Source organism: Saccharothrix luteola (assembly GCF_020859565.1).
GTDB classification, from domain to species: domain Bacteria; phylum Actinomycetota; class Actinomycetes; order Mycobacteriales; family Pseudonocardiaceae; genus Actinosynnema; species Actinosynnema luteola.
The window spans coordinates 149,411-166,325 of the sequence record NZ_JAJHUO010000013.1 but is presented as its reverse complement, the minus strand read 5'-3'; the positions used below and the strand labels follow the sequence as shown (position 1 = coordinate 166,325).

Here is a 16,915-nt window from a genome sequence, read left to right as displayed (position 1 = left end):
CGAACCTCCGTTCCTGCGGTAACCCCGGCGCATGCGCACCTTCGCCGATCTCGCCGACCTGGTCGCCTTGGTCGAGGACCGCGCGCCCGCCCGTGAGCTGTACGTGCGCTGGTCGCGCGGTCCGGAGGCGGACAGCGACCGGTGCAGCCGGGACGGGTTGAGCGGCGTGCGGCTGCCCGGCCTGTCCGCCAACGCGCTGACGGTCGAACCCTGGTGGGGCGACAGACCACTGCGGCTCTGGGTGGCCCGTCGCCTGCACGACTACCGCCACCTGCGGGAACGCCGCGGGCCGGGCACGCGACCGTGGATTTTGGAAGGCACCGAGGTCGGTCGGGGCCCGGACAACGAGCCCCTGGTCGAGTGCCTTCACCCGATCGGGTGGATCACGGACGAGGCGCTCGCCGAGTGCGAGCGCCTGGTCGAGGAGCACGCCGCCACGTCGTGGGGCCCCCTGGACCGCGAGGGTTAGCCGACGGTGAACGTCCTCGTTGCGCCGGTGAACGGGGTGATCGCGCCCGTCCAGCCGCTCTTCCAGTCGCCGTGGTGGACGATGCGGTAGGTGCCCGCGGGCGTGTCGGCCGGGATCGTCCAGGTGACCGTGGCGTTCGAGTTGGCCACGCCGTCGCGCTGCCAGCGGTAGCGGGTGGACCAGTCGCCGTCGTCCGCGTGCCTGGTCCAGGCGCCGTCGACCAGGCGCTGCACCTCCAGGAACGTGCCGTTGCGGCGGAGGTTGTTCTTCGGGTGGCCGGTGACGAAGACCGCCGTGGCGGTCTGGCCGCGGGCGTAGCCGGCGGCCGGCTCGGTGAGCACCTGGCCGAAGGAGTGCCACGGCGCCTTGTCGTCGAACACCACCCCGGTCTGGAGGTTGAGCTCGGTGAACGGTGGCTTGGTCGGCGTGGCGCCGGGCGCGAGGGGTGTGCCGGCGCGCAGGGACGCGGCCAGCTTGGCGAACTCCTGCTGGTAGGCGGGCAGGGTGTTGCGGCCGAACAGCGTCGAGCCGCCCTCGTACTGCTGGAGGTCGTACTCCTCCGGCGTGGTCACGTACTGGCTGTAGTCGTTGGCGTAGCCCTGCACCAGCACGTCCTCCAGCGGCACGCCCGCCTCGGCGGCCACCGCGCGCCGGATCCGCAGGCCCGCCACGATCGTCACCTCGCCCGGAACGGCGACCAGGTGCAGCGGCCCGATCTTCACCACCTGAAGCGGCAGCACGTTCGGCGTGGCCTGCACCAGGCCGGTCGGCACCAGCGACGCCTTCGGGTACTGGCAGTCCCGCAGCCACTGCGGGACCTCGACGTCCAAGGGCTCGAACAGCGCCTTCCACGGGCTGGTCATGCCCTCGCGGAAGCCGGGGATCGCCGGGCCGTCCTCGACGCTGCCCGCCATGGTGGACGCGCCGACGACGCCGGGGCACGTGGTGCCGGGTCGCCCGTCGGTGGTGTACCGGCCGTCGACGGCGACCGCGGCCATGTCGACGAACCGCATCCGGTAGTCCACCGCTCCGGTGACCGGTGTCTGCGGGCCCGCGAACACCTGCTGCGCCTTGCGGTTCTGCCGCTCGCCGATGATCCGGGTGTTCTCCACCTCGTCCTCGGTCGGACCGGAGCCGGGGCGCAGGTTGAGGTTCGGCGACATGTCGCCGGCGTTCGTGTTGGAGAACGCGGCGACGAACCCGGGCCGGTCCTCCAGGTACCGCACGCCCCGGTCGTCGTGCTCCCACTGGTAGGACGCGTAACCCTTGTTGTCCGGGCTGATCAGCGTGTTCTTGTTGGTCATCGACGTGTTGTGGGTGGCGAACCAGCTGATCGCGCCGACGTCCGCGCCGTTCTGCCGGAACCGCAGCACCGTCATGGCGGGGTCGATCGCCCGGGGGAAGTGGCCCTTGTCGGGGTTGCGCTCGAACGCGACCCGGGAGCGGTTCACGCTGGCGTCGGTCAGCTCGCCGCGGCCCAGGGTCAGCTCGCCGGGCTTGAGGTCTTCGTGCGCGCGCACGACCGACTCCGTGATGCCGTCGGTGATCGCGGCCAGCGTCTGCGGCTGCATGCCCAGGATCGAGAGGTTGTAGGCGAGGTTGTGCGAGTAGCCGCCGGGCCCGGCGTGCGTGTGGGTGGCGGACAGCAGCACGTTCTCGCGGGTGTAGAGCGAGCCGTACCGGGCCTGGAGCTTGGCCAGCACCGCCTCCTGCACCGCCCGGAAGATCATCGCCAGGTCCGCGTTGACGTACGCGACGCGCTTGCCTGTGGCCTGGTCGACCACGACGTACGCGCGTGAGCGCTGCCGCTGGTGGATGCCGGTGGTCTTCTGGTCGAACGCCGAGTAGCCCATCATCCCGTTCTCGGCGGCCGGACCGGTGACGTCGGAGATGCCGCGACCCACCAGGTACGGCTGCGGCGCGGCGTCCGCGACCGGCAGTCCGACCACGACCAGCGCGCCGACCAGCGCCGTTGCCGCCAACGACCGTCGCGAGACCCGCATCCGCACTCCCCGACCCGGTTCACCCATACGCGAAACGTCTTCACCTTTACTCGACGGTAGGTGATCCAGGACACGCGGGCAAGCCCCCGCCTGGCACAGTGGTCGTCGTGATGTCGGACGGCCTGCCGGACTGGTTGCCGGCGTGGTGCGCGGACCGGTTGGGCGCCGAGCCGGTCGGCGTCCTGTTCGAGGTGCGGCAGATGTCGGCGGTCTTCGGGCTGCGGTTGGCCGGCGGGCGCGAGGTCGTGGTGAAGGCGCGCGAGGACGACGGCCGTGCCGCGTCGTGCGTCGCCGCGCAGGCCAGGCTGGCGGAGCGGGGTTTCCCGTGTGCCCGGCCGCTCACGCCCGCGGACACCGTGGGCGCGCTGGCCGTGCACGCCGAGGAGTACCGGCCGGGCGGCGAGCCGCTGATGGGCGACTCGCCGGACGTCGCCGCCCGCTACGCGGAGGTGTTCGCCCGCCTGATGGCCGGCCTGGTCGACGTGACCGTCCCGCCGCCGCTGCCGAACCCGCGCTGGGCACGGTGGGACCACGCGGATCCGGGGCTGTGGCCGGCGGTCCCCTTGCTGGACGACCGGGACCAGGCGGCCGTGCCCGAGCACGTCGTCGACACGGCGGCCCGGGTGCGCAAGCGGCTCCTGGCCGCCGACCTGCCGTGCGTGCTCGGGCACGCCGACTACGAGGGGCAGAACCTCCGCTGGCGGGACGGGGAGGTGTGGGTCGTGCACGACTGGGACAGCCTGGCCTGGCAGCCGGAGGCGGCGCTGGTGGGCGCGGCGTGCGGGTCGTTCGTGCACGCGTCACCGCCGACGCTGGCCCCGATCGAGAGCTCCGCCGCGTTCCTCGACGCCTACCAGGACCTCCGGGGACGCCGGTTCACCGCGGAGGAGCTGGAGGTCGCGTGGGCGGCGAGCCTCTGGCAGGCGGCGCACAACGCCCGCTGGGAGGCCCTGCACGGCAGCACGCCGGTGTCCGGTGAGGCCGTCCGCGCGCAGGCGACCGAACGCCTCCGTCGAGCCGACGCCGCGTGAGCCCGCCGCCCACGGCGACCACCCGGCCGGTCGACGTGGCGCCGGTCGCGCCCACCGCGACGGCTCACGTCCGGTCGATCTGCGGGCCGAGGTGCGCCACGATGGTGTCGATGGTCGGGAAGTCCCAGGCCAGCGTGGGTTCCACGAGAACGCCCCAGCGCTCTTCGATGTCGACGCACAGACCCATGGCGTGCACGGAGTCGAAGCCGAGCGAGCGCAGCGCCACCCCGGTGCCGACCCGCGAGGGCGGCAGACCCACGTATCCCGCCACGGCGTCGACGAGCCACGCCCTCAACGACTCGTCAGGCATGGTCGACCTCCGGGACGGCGAGGACGGCGGCGACGGCGGGTGACAGCTCGCGGTGCAGCGCCGACAGCCCGCCGCCGAGGAACAGGTCGCGCATGTGCCCCCGACGCACCTTGCCGCTCGTGGTGTGGCGGATCGTGTTCGGACGGACGACCACGAGGCTCACCGACACGCCGAACTGCTTGGTCACGACGTCGAGCACGGCGTCGGCGAACTCGGCGGGGTCCACCCGCGAGGCGCGGCGCAACTCCTGCACCAGCACCACTTGCTCCTCCCCGTCGGCGGCCCGCACGCCGAAGGCCGCGCCCCGGCCCGCGTCCGGGTGCGCCTCCCGCGCCGAGAACTCGAAGTCCTGCGGGTACAGGTTCCGGCCGCGGACGATGATCAGTTCCTTCAGCCGCCCGGTGACGTACAGCTGCCCGTCGAGGAGGAAGCCCAGGTCGCCGGTCCGCAGCCACCGGACGGCCGAGTCGGTGACGAACGTGGCGCGCGTCGCGGCGGGGTCGCGGTGGTAGCCCGCGGCCAGGCTGGGCCCGGCCACCCTGATCTCCCCGATCGTGCCGTCGCCCACCTCGCCGCCCACAACCGGGTCGACGATGCGCACCTCCATGTCGCCCGGCTCGCCGCACCCGACCAGCGGCACGCCGTCCGCGTCCGACGTGGGCACGGCCACCCCGGCTGCCAGCGACGCCGAGGCGAACGAGCGCACGGTCGGTCCGAGTCCACGTGAGGTGCACGTGACCACCAGGGTGGATTCGGCGAGGCCGTACCCCGGGTTGAGCGCGGTGCGCCGGAACCCGACCGGCGCGAACCGCTCGGCGAACGCGTCCAGCGTGGCGATCCGGATCGGCTCGGCTCCGCTGACCGCCATCGTCAGGCACGACAGGTCGAGTCCTTCGAGCTCCTCGTCACCGATTCGGCGGGTCGCCCACGCGTAGCCGAAGTCGGGGGCCACGGTCCAGTCCACCCGGTGGTCGCTGATCGCGCGCAGCCAGCGGATCGGCCGGGCCACCACCGCCTCCGGTGACAGCAGGACCAGGTCGGCTTCCGCGTGCAGCGCCTGCAGCTGGAGCCCGACGAGCCCCATGTCGTGGTGGTGCGGCAGCCAGCCGCCGATGCGCCGGACGGGGACGTCGCCGGCGATCTTCCCGAACAGCTCGAGGTTGTGCGTCAGGCTGCCGCGGGTGACCTCGACGCCGCGCGGCCGGCTGGTCGACCCCGAGGTGTACTGGAGGTAGGCGACGGTGCCGGTGCCCGCCTCCGACGGCTCCCACGAGTCGGGGGCGGGCGTCTCGTCGAAGGTCCGCGCCGACAGCCCGTCCAACGCGGCCACGTGCGCCCCGTCGGTGAGCACCAGTCGCGCGCCCGAGTCCTCGAGCAGGCGGTCCACCCGGTCCACTCGCGAGGCGCCGGACAGCGGCAGGGGCGCGGGCACCGCCACGGCACGCGCGTAGAGGCAGCCCAGGAACGCGACGAGGAAGTCCAGTCCGGCGGGGTAGAGCAGCAGCACCGGTCTGCCCGCCATCCCGGACCCGGTCAGCCAGGACGCCACCGCCCTGGCCCTCCGGTCGAGCTCCAGGTGGGTCAGTTCGGCCGCCGGCCGCCCTTCGGGCAGGTAGGTGACCTTCCGGTCGGGGCGCGGGCGGGCGCGGAAGCGGGTGACGAAGTCCGTCATTCGGGGAGCCCCTCGCGGGTGTACCAGGAGATCAGGAGGTCGAGGATGCGAGGCGTGACGGGTGGCGGCTCGGCGTCCGCGTGGGACTCGAACTGGTACTCGTAGCGCAGGTACGGGGAGGTGAACTTGCACCGCATGTTGACGATCGCCTCGAACCTGCTGAAGGGCTCGGCTTCGACCTCCGCGGCGGTGACCGCGACCAGCTCGACGGGCAGGTGCGCGGAGATCGCGGCGAACAGGTCGGTCACCGGCACCGCGGTCGGGGGCACGAGGTGGCGCACCGGCCGGTCGAGCGGGCCGCTCGCCAGCGCGAGCATCCGGTCCACGGTGCCGTCGACCGGTGTCAGGTGCAGAGCGGCCCTCGGGTGGCAGACGAAGCGGACGCGTTGGCCGGGGGTGCGCCTGGCGAACAGCGCGATGACCCTGAGGAAGTCGTACATCCCGAGGTCGGTCAGCGCCCGGCCGGTCCCGGAGTGGCCGACCATGACGCCCAATCGGGCGACGAGCACGTCACCCTTGTGAGCTAATCCGGTCTGAGAGAGCTCTACTTCGGCCAATCTTTTCGAGTGTTCGTAGTCATTCCGGAACTCGGACGGGTGAGCGTATTCAGGCCATTGCTCGAGCGCTCTACCGTCCGTGGTCCCGTGTTGGTAGGCCGTGCTGACGTGGACATAACGGGAACCGGGTTTGGCGTGCCTGGCGAACGCGGCGGTGACATTGGTGGAGCCGACCACGTTGACCGCGTGCAACTCGGCCTCGCGACGCGGGAAGAACGTGATGAGGGCGGCGCTGTGCCAATACGTGCACGGTTCGACGAACACGTCGGAAGCCGATATCCCCAGCTCCTTTTCGGCCAGCGAGAACTGCCTGACCTGCACCTTCCTCGCCAGGGAAGGGTCCAGGTGCAGCGTGACCAGCGCGTCGGAGACCTTCCTCCTGACCACTTCCTCACTGGCGCGCGCCAAGGCGACCACCGCGTCACCGCGGGCCACGAGCGCACCGATCAGATGTGAGGCGACAAACCCATTGGCTCCGTCTACCACATGGTCAGCCATTCGGCAACCTTACCGTGGTCACAGCGCAAACAGTAGCGTTCACGTCGCCAGCGTAATACGCCGCCGGAGAAAGGTGACCATCGCATGCTCAACGAACTGCTGAAACGGAAACTCGCACACCTCTTCGCCCTGCTGGACGTGGACGACGACGGGACCATCGACAGGATGGACTACACGGCGTCCGCCGATCGGCTCGTCACCGCGTTCGGGTACGCGCCGGGCTCGCCCGAGAGCGAACTCGTCCGGGACCGCTACAACGCGCTGTGGGAGGCGGTCACGCGCCCGATGGACGCCGACGGGGACGACCGCGTCGACGTCGACGAGTACTCCTCGGGCATGGACCGGTTCGTGACCGCGTCCGACGGCGGCTACCAGACCCACATCGCACCGGTCGCGGACGCCTTCTACGACCTGATGGACGTCGACGGCGACGGCCGGATCACCAGGACCGAGTACGTGCGCATGGCGGCCAGCGCCTTCCGCCTGTCCGAGGACGCGGGCAACGCCGCGTTCGACAAGCTCGACCTGGACGGCAACGGCTCGCTCGACCGCGGCGAACTGCACGCCGCCAACGAGCAGTTCTTCCGCAGCACGGAGGAGGGCGCCAGGGGAAACTGGATCTTCGGGCCGATCGCGGCCTGACCCCGGCCTGCCGGGTGCGGACGGCGATCGGCCACACCCGGCAGGATCAGGTTTCCGGCGATCTCCGGGCAGGTCACGAGACCGGGTGACAGCCGGCCGCGCCGCGAGACCCCGAGGCGCGCCGTCCGACGTGACCGGCCGCGCGGCTACGGTTCCCGCATGCGCACGGTGGCCGTCCTCGCCCTCGACCGGGTCGTCCCGTTCGACCTGTCCACGCCGATCGAGGTGTTCACCCGCACCCGACTCCCCGGCGGCGAGCCCGCCTACCGCGTGCTGGTCTGCGGCGCCACGCCGACGGTCGACGCGGGCGCGTTCACCCTCCAACCGCCGTGGGGCCTGGACGCCCTGGCCGACGCGGACACCGTGATCCTGCCCGGCTGCGCCGACGCGACCGCGCCGATCCCGGACGAGGTGCTCGACGCCCTCCGGGCCGCCGCCGCGGGTGGCGCTCGGCTCGCGTCGATCTGCTCCGGCGCGTTCATCCTCGCGGCCACCGGCCTGCTCGACGGGTTGCGCGCCACGACCCACTGGTCGGCGGCCGACGCGCTGGCCGCGCGCCACCCCGGGATCGAGGTCGACCCCGACGTCCTCTACGTGGACAACGGGCGGCTGCTCACGTCGGCCGGCGCCGCCGCCGGGCTCGACCTGTGCCTGCACCTGATCCGCCAGGACTACGGCTCCGCGGTGGCCGCCGACGCCGCCCGCCTGTCGGTGATGCCGCTGGAGCGCGAAGGCGGGCAGGCGCAGTTCATCGTGCACGAGCAGCCGCCGACGACCCGCGGCTCCGTGCTCGAACCCGTGCTGCGGTGGATGGCGGACAACTGCGCGCGCGACCTCGGCCTGGCCGACATCGCCGCGCACGCGGGCATGAGCACCCGCACCCTCAACCGCCGCTTCCGCGAGCAGACCGGCACCACGCCGTTGCAGTGGCTGCACCGCACGCGCATCCGCCGGGCGCAGCACCTGCTGGAGGCCACCGACCACCCGGTGGACCGGATCGCCGCACGGGTCGGCTTCGGCTCGCCCACCGCGTTCCGGGACCGGTTCAAGCGGGTCGTCGGCACCAACCCCCACGCCTACCGCTCGGCCTTCCGGCGTCCGGCTCAGTCGACCCCCGCGTAGGAGTGCAGGCCGACCGCGACCAGGTTGACGAAGAACAGGTTGAACAGCACCACGACCAGGCCGACGACGTTGAGCCACGCCGAGCGCCGGCCGCGCCAGCCCGCCGTGGCCCGCGCGTGCAGGTAGGCGGCGTAGCAGACCCACGACACGAAGGCGACCGTCTCCTTCGGGTCCCAACCCCAGAACCGGCCCCACGCCTGCTCCGCCCACACCGCGCCGGTGATGATCGCGAACGTCAACGTCAGGAACCCGACCGCGCCGGTGCGGTAGGCGATCTTGTCCAGGTGCTCGACGGGTGGCAGCCGACGGCTCGGCCCGCCCTTCCCCGAGAGCTCGTCGCCCTTCCTCGAGAACTCGCCCGAGCTGACCAGGTGCAGCGCGCTGACCACACCGGACAGCAGGAACACGCCACTGGCCATGATCGCCGCGGCGACGTGGACGACGATCCAGTACGAGCGCAGCGGCGGCACGAGCGGCGCGGCCTCGGCGTAGAGCCGGTTGCCCGCCAGGAACAGCAGCGACGCGATCGGCAGCAGCACGAACACCGACATCCGGCGCATGTCGTACCGGGACACCACGTACAGCCAGGCGACGACGGCGATGAGCCCCACCGCCGACAGGTACTCGTACATGTTGCCCCACGGCACGCGGCCGGTCGCCACACCGCGCAGCACCACCGATCCCAGGTGCAGCAGTCCACCCAGGACGGTCAGCGCGACGCCGGCACGCCCGACGCGCACGGCGAACGCGGGCGGGTTCGCCGCGTGCCGGGTCAGCGCGTACTCGGCGGAGCAGAGCAGGGCGGCGAACATGTAGACGCCGAACGCGCTGGTGAACAGCCAGTCGCTGAGCAGGGCGGGCACGGCGAGGCGGTCACCCATGGCCGGCCCACAACTGGTCGAGCCGCAGGATCATCACCGGCACGCTCAGGCAGGTCACGGTCAGCACCCCCGCGCCCCACCGGGACCGTTCGGCCACCGACCACACCGCGCCGAGCGGCAGCACCACCGCGACGCCGACCAGGTAGCCGACGAACGTCGCCCGGTCCAGCTCGCGGTCCGAGCCGAGCATCGCCACCACACCCGCCACGGCCTGCACCAGCAGTCCCGCCTCCAGCAGCAGGACGACCACCGCCAACCCGAGCGTCGGCTTGGTGCGCAACGTGATCGGGTGGTCGAGCACGGCCAGCGCCAGCGCCCAGGCCGCGGCGGCCAACGCGACGACCGTCAACGCGGTCGCCAGGACTTGGATCATCGAGGAACCCCTCCGAGAGGACTACTACGCAACGTAGCACTACACGTTGTAGTAGTCCTCGGAGAGGGGTCACCACACCAAAAAGCTCAGCGGGGTTGCGACCAGCACCAGTCCGCCCACCAGGGCGGACCACCGCAGGACCGCGGGCAGCGGCGGCAGCCCGGCCAGGCGGACCAGCCGTGCCGCCACCGCGACGTCGGCCGCGCCGAGGGCGCCCTCGGGCGGACGCGCCGAGCCGAACGCGCGCAGTGCCGCGGCGAGGGGCTGGGCGCCGTGGCGCAGGCTCGCGCTCTCGTCGGCGCGCATCTCCACCAGCAGCGCCACGGCCCGCGCCACCGACCGCACCAGGCGGACCTTCGGCAGCACCGAGCACAACGCGCTGAACGGCAGCAGCACCAAGTCGTGCCGCTCGCGCCCGTGCGCGTGCTCGTGGCCGAGCACGGCGTCCACCTGGTCGCGGGTCAACGCGGTCAGCGCGCCCGAGCTGAGCACGACGGCCGACCGCGCGCCGGGCACGCAGTAGGCGACCACGTGCGGGTGGTCGAGCACGAACGCGCCGGGCGCCGCGTCGTCACGGCGGGCCACCAGCGCCAGCACGTCGCGGTGCCGCCGGCGCACCCGCAGCACGGAGCCCCAGGTCCACAGCAGCCCGATCACCAGGTCCAACGCGGACAGCAGGCCGAGCACGACCAGCAAGGCGAGCGGTGTCACGTCGCCGCGCACCGCGTCGTCCACCCACCGTCCCAACGCCACCGGAATGGGCGCGTCGTAGGGCGCGAGACCGAGGGCGAGCAGCAGCCCGACCGCGGACAGCGCCCACGACAGGCCGAGCATCTGCCACAGCAGGATCCCGGTGCGCGGCGCCCGCCACACCCATCGGGCGCGGGCGAGCGGGCCCGCCGCCGCCACGCACAGCACCAGCGTCGCCGCGAGGTGCAGCGCGGCGTTCACCGCTCGTCCAACGCCTGGCTCAGCGCTTCCGCCTCGGGCGCGGTCATCGACTGCGCGAAGTGCGCCAGGGCGGTCTCCCGGTCGCCGGTCAGCGACAACGCGTCCAGCATCAGCCGCGCGACGTACTGCTCGCGGCTGGCAACCGGCGTGTAGTACCAGGCACGGCCCTCACCCGCCTCGCGGCGGACGAAACCCTTCTTCGCCAACCGGTTCAGCACCGTCATCACGGTCGTGTAGGCGAGATCGCGGTCGGCGAGCGCACGTACGACGTCCCGCACCGCGACCGGCTCGTCGCGGTCCCACAGGACGTCCATCGCGGCCCGTTCCAGCTCGCCGAGCCCGGTCACCGCCCGCCTCCACGTGTCACGTGGCGATCCTACGAGGAGTGGCGGCGGGCGGGCTCACGCGCCGCTGATGTTGACCATCCAGAAGATGCCGAACCGGTCCTGGCAGGAGCCGAACTCGTCGCCCCACATCTGCTTCTCCAGCGGCACGGTGACGGTGCCGCCGTCGGACAGCTTCTCGAAGTAGCCGCGCAGTTCGTCGACGTCGTCGCCGCTGAGGCTGACGGTGATGTTGTCGCCGGGGTTGTGCGGCATCCCGGGCGGGGTGTCGGCGCCCATCAGCGTGTAGCCGCTCGGCGTCTCCAGCATGGCGTGCATGATCTTCTCCGCCTCCGGCGCGTCGGCCTGGCCGTACTCGCCGAACGTGTTGAGCCGCAGCGTGCCGCCGAAGACCGATTCGTAGAACTCCATCGCCTCGCGCGCGTTCCCCGCGAAGCTGATGTACGGGTTGAGTCGAGAGGTCACCGTGTCCTCCTCGGAGGTCGTAAGGGCGGGCCCATCCTGGCAGCACCGGCCACCGGCCGCAGGGGAAGGCACCAGGGGCTACTGGACGTCACCGGTGGTGGCCGAGCGGACCTGGCCGGAGGACAGGTCGCCGGGCGGGATGCCGGGGTGGTGGCCGGTCCGCGCGCCGGGCGTGGGCGCGGACGGCGCGAGCGACAGCTTCGAGACGATCCGGTAGCGGTCGCCCCGGTACAGCGAGTGCACGTACTCGACGGGACGGCCGGTGGTGTCGTTGGTCAGCCGCTCGAACAGCAGCGCGGGCGCGAACACCGGCACGCCGAGCAGTTCCGACTCGGCGTCGTTGGTGACCGTCGGCTCGATGGACTGCACCGCGTCGCTGACGTGCACGCCGTGGTCGGCGAGCCGGTCGTAGAAGTTGCCCGACTCCATGTCCGCCACCGTGAGGCCGGGCGCGACGGCGACCGGGACGTGCAGGTACTCGATCGCCATCGGCGCGCCGTCGACCAGGCGCAGCCGGGCGATGTAGGTGATCTCGGCCGCCGGCGACACGCGCAGCCTGCGGCCGACCCGGGCGCCCGCCGGGATGCGGGCGTGCTCCAGCACCCGACTGGTCCACGCGCCGCCGGCCTGCGGCACGGTCATCGCGCGGTCGGCCGACACCAGCTCCTGGGTGATCTTGGCGGGCGCGACGAACGTGCCGCGGCCGTGCTGGCGGATGAGCAGGCCGGTGTTGACCAGTTCGTCCACCGCCGAGCGGAGCGTGGGCCGGGACACCGACAGCTGCGCGCACAGCACCCGTTCGGCCGGGATGGGCGCGCCGGGCGGGTGCGTCTCGATGAGTTCGAGCAGGTAGTCGCGCACCCGTTCGCGCTTGAGGATCGGTTCGGCCATGCAGCCTCGCTTCGTCTTGCCGGTCGTCGACCAGTATGTCAGACCAGTGGTCAAGTCGATAATCACCAAGATCGAGAGCGCTCTCACGGCCGTGAACTGGGTGTTGACTGCCACATTGGTCTATGCCATCTTCGGGTGGCTCCAGCGAGTTTACCAATTGGTCAGATAAGAGGTGAGACGTGCCGAACCGCTCCGTCGCCTTCGTCCTCGCGTCGTCGCTCGCCCTGTCCGCCTGTGGTCCCGATCCGGGCGCGTCCGGCGGCAAGCAGGAGATCACCGTCTGGCTGATGAAGGACACGGCCACCGACGACCTCGTCAGCCGCTTCGAGACCGAGTTCGAGCGCGACCACCCCGAGTTCGACCTGAAGATCCAGATCCAGGAGTGGAACGGCATCACGCAGAAGGTGACCAGCGCGCTGGCCAGCACCGACCCGCCGGACGTAATCGAGGTCGGCAACACGCAGGTCGCCCAGTACGCGTCCAGCGACGGCGTCACCGACCTGTCCGGCAAGGTCGGCGAGCTCGGCGGCGGCGACTGGATCCCCGGCCTCGCCGAGCCGGGCGCGGTGGGCGGCAAGCAGTTCGGCATCCCGTTCTACGCGGCCAACCGGGTCGTCATCTACCGCAAGGACCTGTTCGCGGCGGCGGGCGTGACGCCGCCGACGACGCGGGACGAGTGGCTGGCCGCCACCGGGAAGCTGGACCAGGGCGACACGCAGGGCATCTACCTGCCCGGCCAGAACTGGTACGTGCTGTCCGGCTTCGTCTGGGACGAGGGCGGCGACTTGGCGAAGCAGGACGGCGGCGAGTGGTCCGGCTCGTTGAACACGCCGGAGGCGTTGGCGGGCGCGGACTTCTACCGGCGGTTGCAGGCGCTGGGCGACGGGCCGAAGGACTCCGACGAGGCCAAGCCGCAGCAGACCGACGTGGTCGCGGGCGGCGAGGTCGCGCAGTTCATCGCGGTGCCGGGCGCGGCGAAGCTCGTCGCCAAGGCCAACCCCGCGCTGGCCGACCAGCTCGGCTTCTTCCCCATCCCCGGCAAGACCGCGACCACGCCGGGCGCGGTGTTCACCGGCGGCTCGGACCTGATCATCCCACTGGCCTCCACCCGCCAGGACGGCGCGTACGCCGTGGTCAAGGCGTTGGCCGGGGAGAAGTGGCAGGTCGAGTTGGCCAAGGCGATGAACTACGTGCCGAACCGGACGTCGCTCGCGGACGCGGTCGGCGACGACCCCGGCGCGGCGGCGATGGCGGCCGGCGCGGTCAACGGGCGCGCCACGCCGAACTCACCGAACTGGGCGGCGGTCGAGGCGCGCAACCCGATCAAGGAGTTCCTGACCGCGGTGCTGACCGGCGCCGACCCGGCGACCGCCGCGGCCGAGGCGGACAAGGTGATCACCCAGGCGCTCAACTCGGGCGCCTAGCGATGACGACGACGTTGACGCGGGCGATCGAGCGCCGCCCGCCCCCGTCCCCTCCCCCGCCGCGCCGCCGCCGCACGTCCTGGTGGCCCTACCTGCTGATCGCGCCGACCGTGCTGGCCACCGGGTTCCTGCTGCTGTACCCGCTGGTGCGCAACGTGGTCATCTCGGTGCAGGAGTTCGGCCTGCCGCAGCTGGTGCGCGGCGACGCGCGGTTCGTCGGCCCGGCGAACTACGCCCGGGTGCTGGGCGACCCGGAGTTCTGGGCCGTCGTGCGGCGGACGCTGGTGTTCACCGCGATCAACGTCGTGCTGATCATGGTGCTGTCCACCCAGGTCGCGTTGCTGCTGGTGCGGCTCGGGAAGTGGACGCGGCTGCTGGTGATGTCCGGGCTCGTGCTGGTGTGGGCGACGCCGGTGATCGCGGCGACCACGGTGTTCCAGTGGCTGTTCCAGTCCCGGCTCGGGGTGGTCAACTGGGCGCTGGTCGAGCTGGGGTTCGACGGCTACCGGGACTACACGTGGTTCGCCGACGGTCCCGCCACGTTCGCCATCCTGGTCGCGCTGATCGTGTGGCAGTCCGTGCCGTTCGCGGCGCTGTCGCTGTACGCGGCGATGGTGACGATCCCGTCCGAGCTGTACGAGGCGGCGCGGATGGACGGCGCGGGCGCGTGGCGGGTGTTCGCCGCCATCACGTTCCCGATGCTCCGGGCGATGTTCGGGCTGATCACGTGCCTGGAAGTGATCTGGGTGGTCAAGGCGTTCGTGCAGATCTGGGTCATCTCCCAGGGCGGGCCGGGACAGGCGACCACGACGTTGCCCGTGTACGCGTTCCAGGTCGCGCAGTCGTTGCAGCGCTACGACCTCGGCGCGGCGGTGTCGATGCTCATGGTGCTGCTGCTCGTGCTGGTGCTGCTGGCGTACTTCCGGCAGATGTACCGGCAGGAGGAGGCCTCGTGACGGGGCGGGTGCTGCGCGGTGTCGCGGCGGTGGTCGTGTTCGTGGTGTCCGTGTTCCCCGTGTACTGGATGGTGCTGACGGCGTTCAAGCCGACGCGCGACATCCAGGCGGAGACGCCGACGTTCCTTCCGCTGTCGTTGACGTTCGAGCACTTCGGCACGGCGGTCTCGGCCCAGGGGTTCTGGTCGTTCTGGCGCAACAGCGTCCTGGTGGCCGGCGGCGCGGTGCTGCTGTCGCTGGTGGTGGCGCTGCTGGCGGCGTTCGCGGTGGCGCGGCTGCGGTGGAAGGGGCGGCGCGGGTTCATCCTGATGGTGTTCGTCGCGCAGATGACGCCGTGGGAGGCGCTGCTCATCCCGATCTACGTGATCGCCCGGGACACCGGGATGCTCGACACGCTCTGGATGCTCACGCTGGTCTACTTCATGATCACGCTGCCGTTCACCGTCGTGACGCTGCGCGGGTTCCTCGCCGCCATCCCCGTCGACCTCGAAGAGGCGGCGCTGGTGGACGGGTGCTCGCGGGCGCAGGCGTTCCGGCGGGTGGTGTTCCCGCTGCTCGCGCCGGGTCTGCTGGCGACCTCGCTGTTCGGGTTCATCACCGCGTGGAACGAGTTCGCCTTCGCCAACGTGCTGATCATCAAGGACCAGGACGACCGCACCCTGCCGGTGTGGCTCTCCTCGTTCAGCAACACGTTCGGCACGGACTGGGGCGCGACCATGGCCGCCTCGACGCTGTTCATGCTGCCGGTGCTGGTGGTGTTCCTCGTGCTCCAGGGCCGGGTGACCACCGGGATCGTCGGCGGCGCGGTCAAGGGCTGACGTTCGTTGGAGGAACTCGTGATCGTGCCACGACCGACCCGGCTGATCCGGCGGCACGGCCGGTTCGCGCTCGACCGCGACACGGCGATCCGGGCCACGCCCGGCGCCCAGGGCGCGGCCCGGCTGCTGCGCGCGCTGCTGCGCCCGGCAACCGGCTTGCCGTTGCCGCTGCACGAGGACGGCCGGGTGGTGCTCGCGCTGGACGACCGGCTGGTCGGGCTCGGTGACGAGGGCTACGCGCTGACCGTGAACGAACACGCGGTGGTGTTGCGCGCGGCGACGCGCCACGGGCTGGCGCACGGCGTGCAGACGATCCGGCAGCTGGTGGCGCCGACGGCGTTGGGCTCGCGGCCGGTGTCCGGTGTGGACTGGACGTTGCCCGGGGTGGACGTCCGGGACGCGCCGCGGCTGCCCTGGCGGGGCGTGCTGCTGGACGTGGCACGGCACTTCCAGCCGGTCGGCGTGGTGCGCCGGTTCGTCGACCTGATGGCGGTGCACAAGCTGAACGTGCTGCACCTGCACCTGACCGACGACCAGGGCTGGCGGATGCCGGTGCCGCGCCACCCGCGGTTGACCTCGGTCGGCGGGTGGCGTGCGGAGACCATGGGCGACGGTGTGCCGCACGGGGGTTCGTACACGCGCGCGGAGCTGGCCGCGCTGGTGTCCTACGCCGACGAACGCGGCGTCCGGATCGTGCCGGAGATCGAGATGCCCGGTCACGCCCGTGCCGCCCTGGCCGCCTACCCGCACCTGGGCAACTTCCCCCGGCGGAGGTTGCCGGTGTGGACGCGCTGGGGCATCAGCGACGAGGTGTTCGGCGTGGACGACGCCGTGCTGGAATTCTGCCGGGACGTGCTGGACGAGGTGATCGAGGTGTTCCCCGGCCGGCACGTGCACCTCGGCGGCGACGAGTGCCCGACCTCGGAGTGGGAGGCCGGCCCCGGTGCGTCACGGCGGGTCCGGCGGGAAGGGCTGGCCGGGCCGCACGAGCTGCACGGCTGGTTCCTGCGCGCGATGGCCGACCACGTGGTGGCACGCGGACGGGTGCCGGTGTCGTGGGAGCCGATCGGCGACCCGCGCGTGGTGGTGATGCCGTGGCGTGACGCGGCGGACGCGCGCACGGCGTTGGACCTCGGGCACGACGTGGTGATGGCGCCGCACCGGTCGACCTACCTGGACTACCCGCAGTCCGCCGACCCCGACGAGCCCGCCGGGCAGCCCGGCCTGGTGGTGACCGCGCAGGACGTCTACGACCTGCCCTTGCCGGACGGCGTGCTCGGCGCCCAGTGCGCGCTGTGGACGGAGTACGTGCCGACCGCGCACCACCTGGAACGGCTGGCGTACCCCCGGCTGGCGGCATTGGCCGACACCCTCTGGGCGCAACGCCCCTCCTGGACCGACTTCACCGAACGGATGCGCGCGCACACCGGCCGCCTGAGCGCGCTGTCCGTGCCCCTGTCGAGGAAGGAGGACGACGCCCGCTCCCCTGTCCCACCCTGCTGACTTGA

18 protein-coding genes are annotated in these 16,915 nt (G+C 72.0%); 8 read left to right on the top strand and 10 right to left on the bottom strand.

Translation table 11 applies throughout. The features are described 5' to 3' along the window. The first annotated feature begins 31 nt into the window (after positions 1 to 31). Positions 32 to 469, top strand: a complete 438-nt coding sequence (locus LNK82_RS19695) for a DUF6098 family protein (RefSeq protein WP_230568478.1) — start codon at positions 32 to 34, stop codon at positions 467 to 469. Here LNK82_RS19695 and LNK82_RS19690 read toward each other — a convergent pair. Continuing rightward, positions 466 to 2,472: a neutral/alkaline ceramidase gene (locus tag LNK82_RS19690; protein WP_230568477.1), complete on the bottom strand. Its 2,007-nt coding sequence runs from the start codon at positions 2,470 to 2,472 to the stop codon at positions 466 to 468. The genes LNK82_RS19695 and LNK82_RS19690 overlap by 4 nt on opposite strands. Positions 2,473 to 2,579: 107 nt before the next feature. Here LNK82_RS19690 and LNK82_RS19685 point away from each other — a divergent pair, with 107 nt between their 5' ends. Beyond that, positions 2,580 to 3,503 carry a phosphotransferase enzyme family protein gene (locus LNK82_RS19685; RefSeq protein WP_230568476.1) on the top strand — a complete coding sequence of 308 codons (924 nt, stop codon included), beginning with the start codon at positions 2,580 to 2,582 and terminating at the stop codon, positions 3,501 to 3,503. A 64-nt stretch (positions 3,504 to 3,567) separates the two neighbouring features. On the opposite strand, the gene LNK82_RS19680 is transcribed toward LNK82_RS19685, so the two are convergent. Genes LNK82_RS19680 through LNK82_RS19670 form a run of 3 tightly spaced genes read right to left on the bottom strand, consistent with a single transcriptional unit; the run spans position 3,568 to position 6,540 of the window. Next, positions 3,568 to 3,813, bottom strand: coding sequence for an acyl carrier protein (locus tag LNK82_RS19680; protein WP_230568475.1), 246 nt, complete (start codon positions 3,811 to 3,813; stop codon positions 3,568 to 3,570). Then, positions 3,806 to 5,485, bottom strand: coding sequence for a fatty acyl-AMP ligase (locus LNK82_RS19675; RefSeq protein WP_230568474.1), 1,680 nt, complete (start codon positions 5,483 to 5,485; stop codon positions 3,806 to 3,808). The genes LNK82_RS19680 and LNK82_RS19675 overlap by 8 nt, the downstream gene beginning before the upstream one ends. After that, positions 5,482 to 6,540: an SDR family oxidoreductase gene (locus LNK82_RS19670; protein WP_230568473.1), complete on the bottom strand. Its 1,059-nt coding sequence runs from the start codon at positions 6,538 to 6,540 to the stop codon at positions 5,482 to 5,484. The genes LNK82_RS19675 and LNK82_RS19670 overlap by 4 nt, the downstream gene beginning before the upstream one ends. Before the next feature lie 84 nt (positions 6,541 to 6,624). Here LNK82_RS19670 and LNK82_RS19665 point away from each other — a divergent pair, with 84 nt between their 5' ends. Together LNK82_RS19665 and LNK82_RS19660 are read left to right on the top strand one after the other, a co-directional pair. Further along, the gene (locus LNK82_RS19665) at positions 6,625 to 7,182 is read left to right on the top strand and encodes an EF-hand domain-containing protein (protein ID WP_230568472.1); all 558 of its coding nucleotides are present in this window, start codon (positions 6,625 to 6,627) and stop codon (positions 7,180 to 7,182) included. A 159-nt stretch (positions 7,183 to 7,341) separates the two neighbouring features. Then, positions 7,342 to 8,304: a GlxA family transcriptional regulator gene (locus LNK82_RS19660; RefSeq protein ID WP_230568471.1), complete on the top strand. Its 963-nt coding sequence runs from the start codon at positions 7,342 to 7,344 to the stop codon at positions 8,302 to 8,304. On the opposite strand, the gene ccsB is transcribed toward LNK82_RS19660, so the two are convergent. The 6 genes from ccsB to LNK82_RS19630 form a co-directional block, all read right to left on the bottom strand. Then, positions 8,286 to 9,185: a c-type cytochrome biogenesis protein CcsB gene (ccsB, locus tag LNK82_RS19655; RefSeq protein WP_230568470.1), complete on the bottom strand. Its 900-nt coding sequence runs from the start codon at positions 9,183 to 9,185 to the stop codon at positions 8,286 to 8,288. The genes LNK82_RS19660 and ccsB overlap by 19 nt on opposite strands. Beyond that, entirely contained in the window at positions 9,178 to 9,558 is a 381-nt protein-coding gene (locus tag LNK82_RS19650) for a hypothetical protein (RefSeq protein WP_230568469.1), read from the bottom strand. The genes ccsB and LNK82_RS19650 overlap by 8 nt, the downstream gene beginning before the upstream one ends. Positions 9,559 to 9,627: 69 nt before the next feature. Further along, positions 9,628 to 10,509 carry a M56 family metallopeptidase gene (locus tag LNK82_RS19645; protein WP_230568468.1) on the bottom strand — a complete coding sequence of 294 codons (882 nt, stop codon included), beginning with the start codon at positions 10,507 to 10,509 and terminating at the stop codon, positions 9,628 to 9,630. Continuing rightward, positions 10,506 to 10,856 carry a BlaI/MecI/CopY family transcriptional regulator gene (locus LNK82_RS19640; protein ID WP_308257239.1) on the bottom strand — a complete coding sequence of 117 codons (351 nt, stop codon included), beginning with the start codon at positions 10,854 to 10,856 and terminating at the stop codon, positions 10,506 to 10,508. Before LNK82_RS19640 ends, LNK82_RS19645 begins: the two co-directional genes overlap by 4 nt. A gap of 54 nt (positions 10,857 to 10,910) precedes the next feature. Continuing rightward, complete coding sequence (locus LNK82_RS19635; RefSeq protein WP_230568467.1) at positions 10,911 to 11,318, bottom strand: VOC family protein; 408 nt, start codon at positions 11,316 to 11,318, stop codon at positions 10,911 to 10,913. Positions 11,319 to 11,396: 78 nt separating this feature from the next. Further along, positions 11,397 to 12,209 (bottom strand): GntR family transcriptional regulator, encoded by an 813-nt coding sequence (locus LNK82_RS19630; RefSeq protein WP_230568466.1) that lies wholly within the window; start codon positions 12,207 to 12,209, stop codon positions 11,397 to 11,399. A gap of 179 nt (positions 12,210 to 12,388) precedes the next feature. On the opposite strand from LNK82_RS19630, the gene LNK82_RS19625 reads away from it, so the two are divergent. From LNK82_RS19625 to LNK82_RS19610, 4 genes are read left to right on the top strand one after another with little or no spacing between them, the layout of a single operon-like run. Next, positions 12,389 to 13,633, top strand: a complete 1,245-nt coding sequence (locus LNK82_RS19625; RefSeq protein WP_230568465.1) for an extracellular solute-binding protein — start codon at positions 12,389 to 12,391, stop codon at positions 13,631 to 13,633. A gap of 2 nt (positions 13,634 to 13,635) precedes the next feature. Continuing rightward, entirely contained in the window at positions 13,636 to 14,589 is a 954-nt protein-coding gene (locus tag LNK82_RS19620) for a carbohydrate ABC transporter permease (protein ID WP_230568464.1), read from the top strand. Beyond that, positions 14,586 to 15,407, top strand: a complete 822-nt coding sequence (locus LNK82_RS19615; RefSeq protein ID WP_230568463.1) for a carbohydrate ABC transporter permease — start codon at positions 14,586 to 14,588, stop codon at positions 15,405 to 15,407. The genes LNK82_RS19620 and LNK82_RS19615 overlap by 4 nt, the downstream gene beginning before the upstream one ends. A gap of 18 nt (positions 15,408 to 15,425) precedes the next feature. Then, positions 15,426 to 16,910 (top strand): beta-N-acetylhexosaminidase, encoded by a 1,485-nt coding sequence (locus tag LNK82_RS19610; protein WP_230568462.1) that lies wholly within the window; start codon positions 15,426 to 15,428, stop codon positions 16,908 to 16,910. Positions 16,911 to 16,915 lie beyond the last annotated feature (5 nt).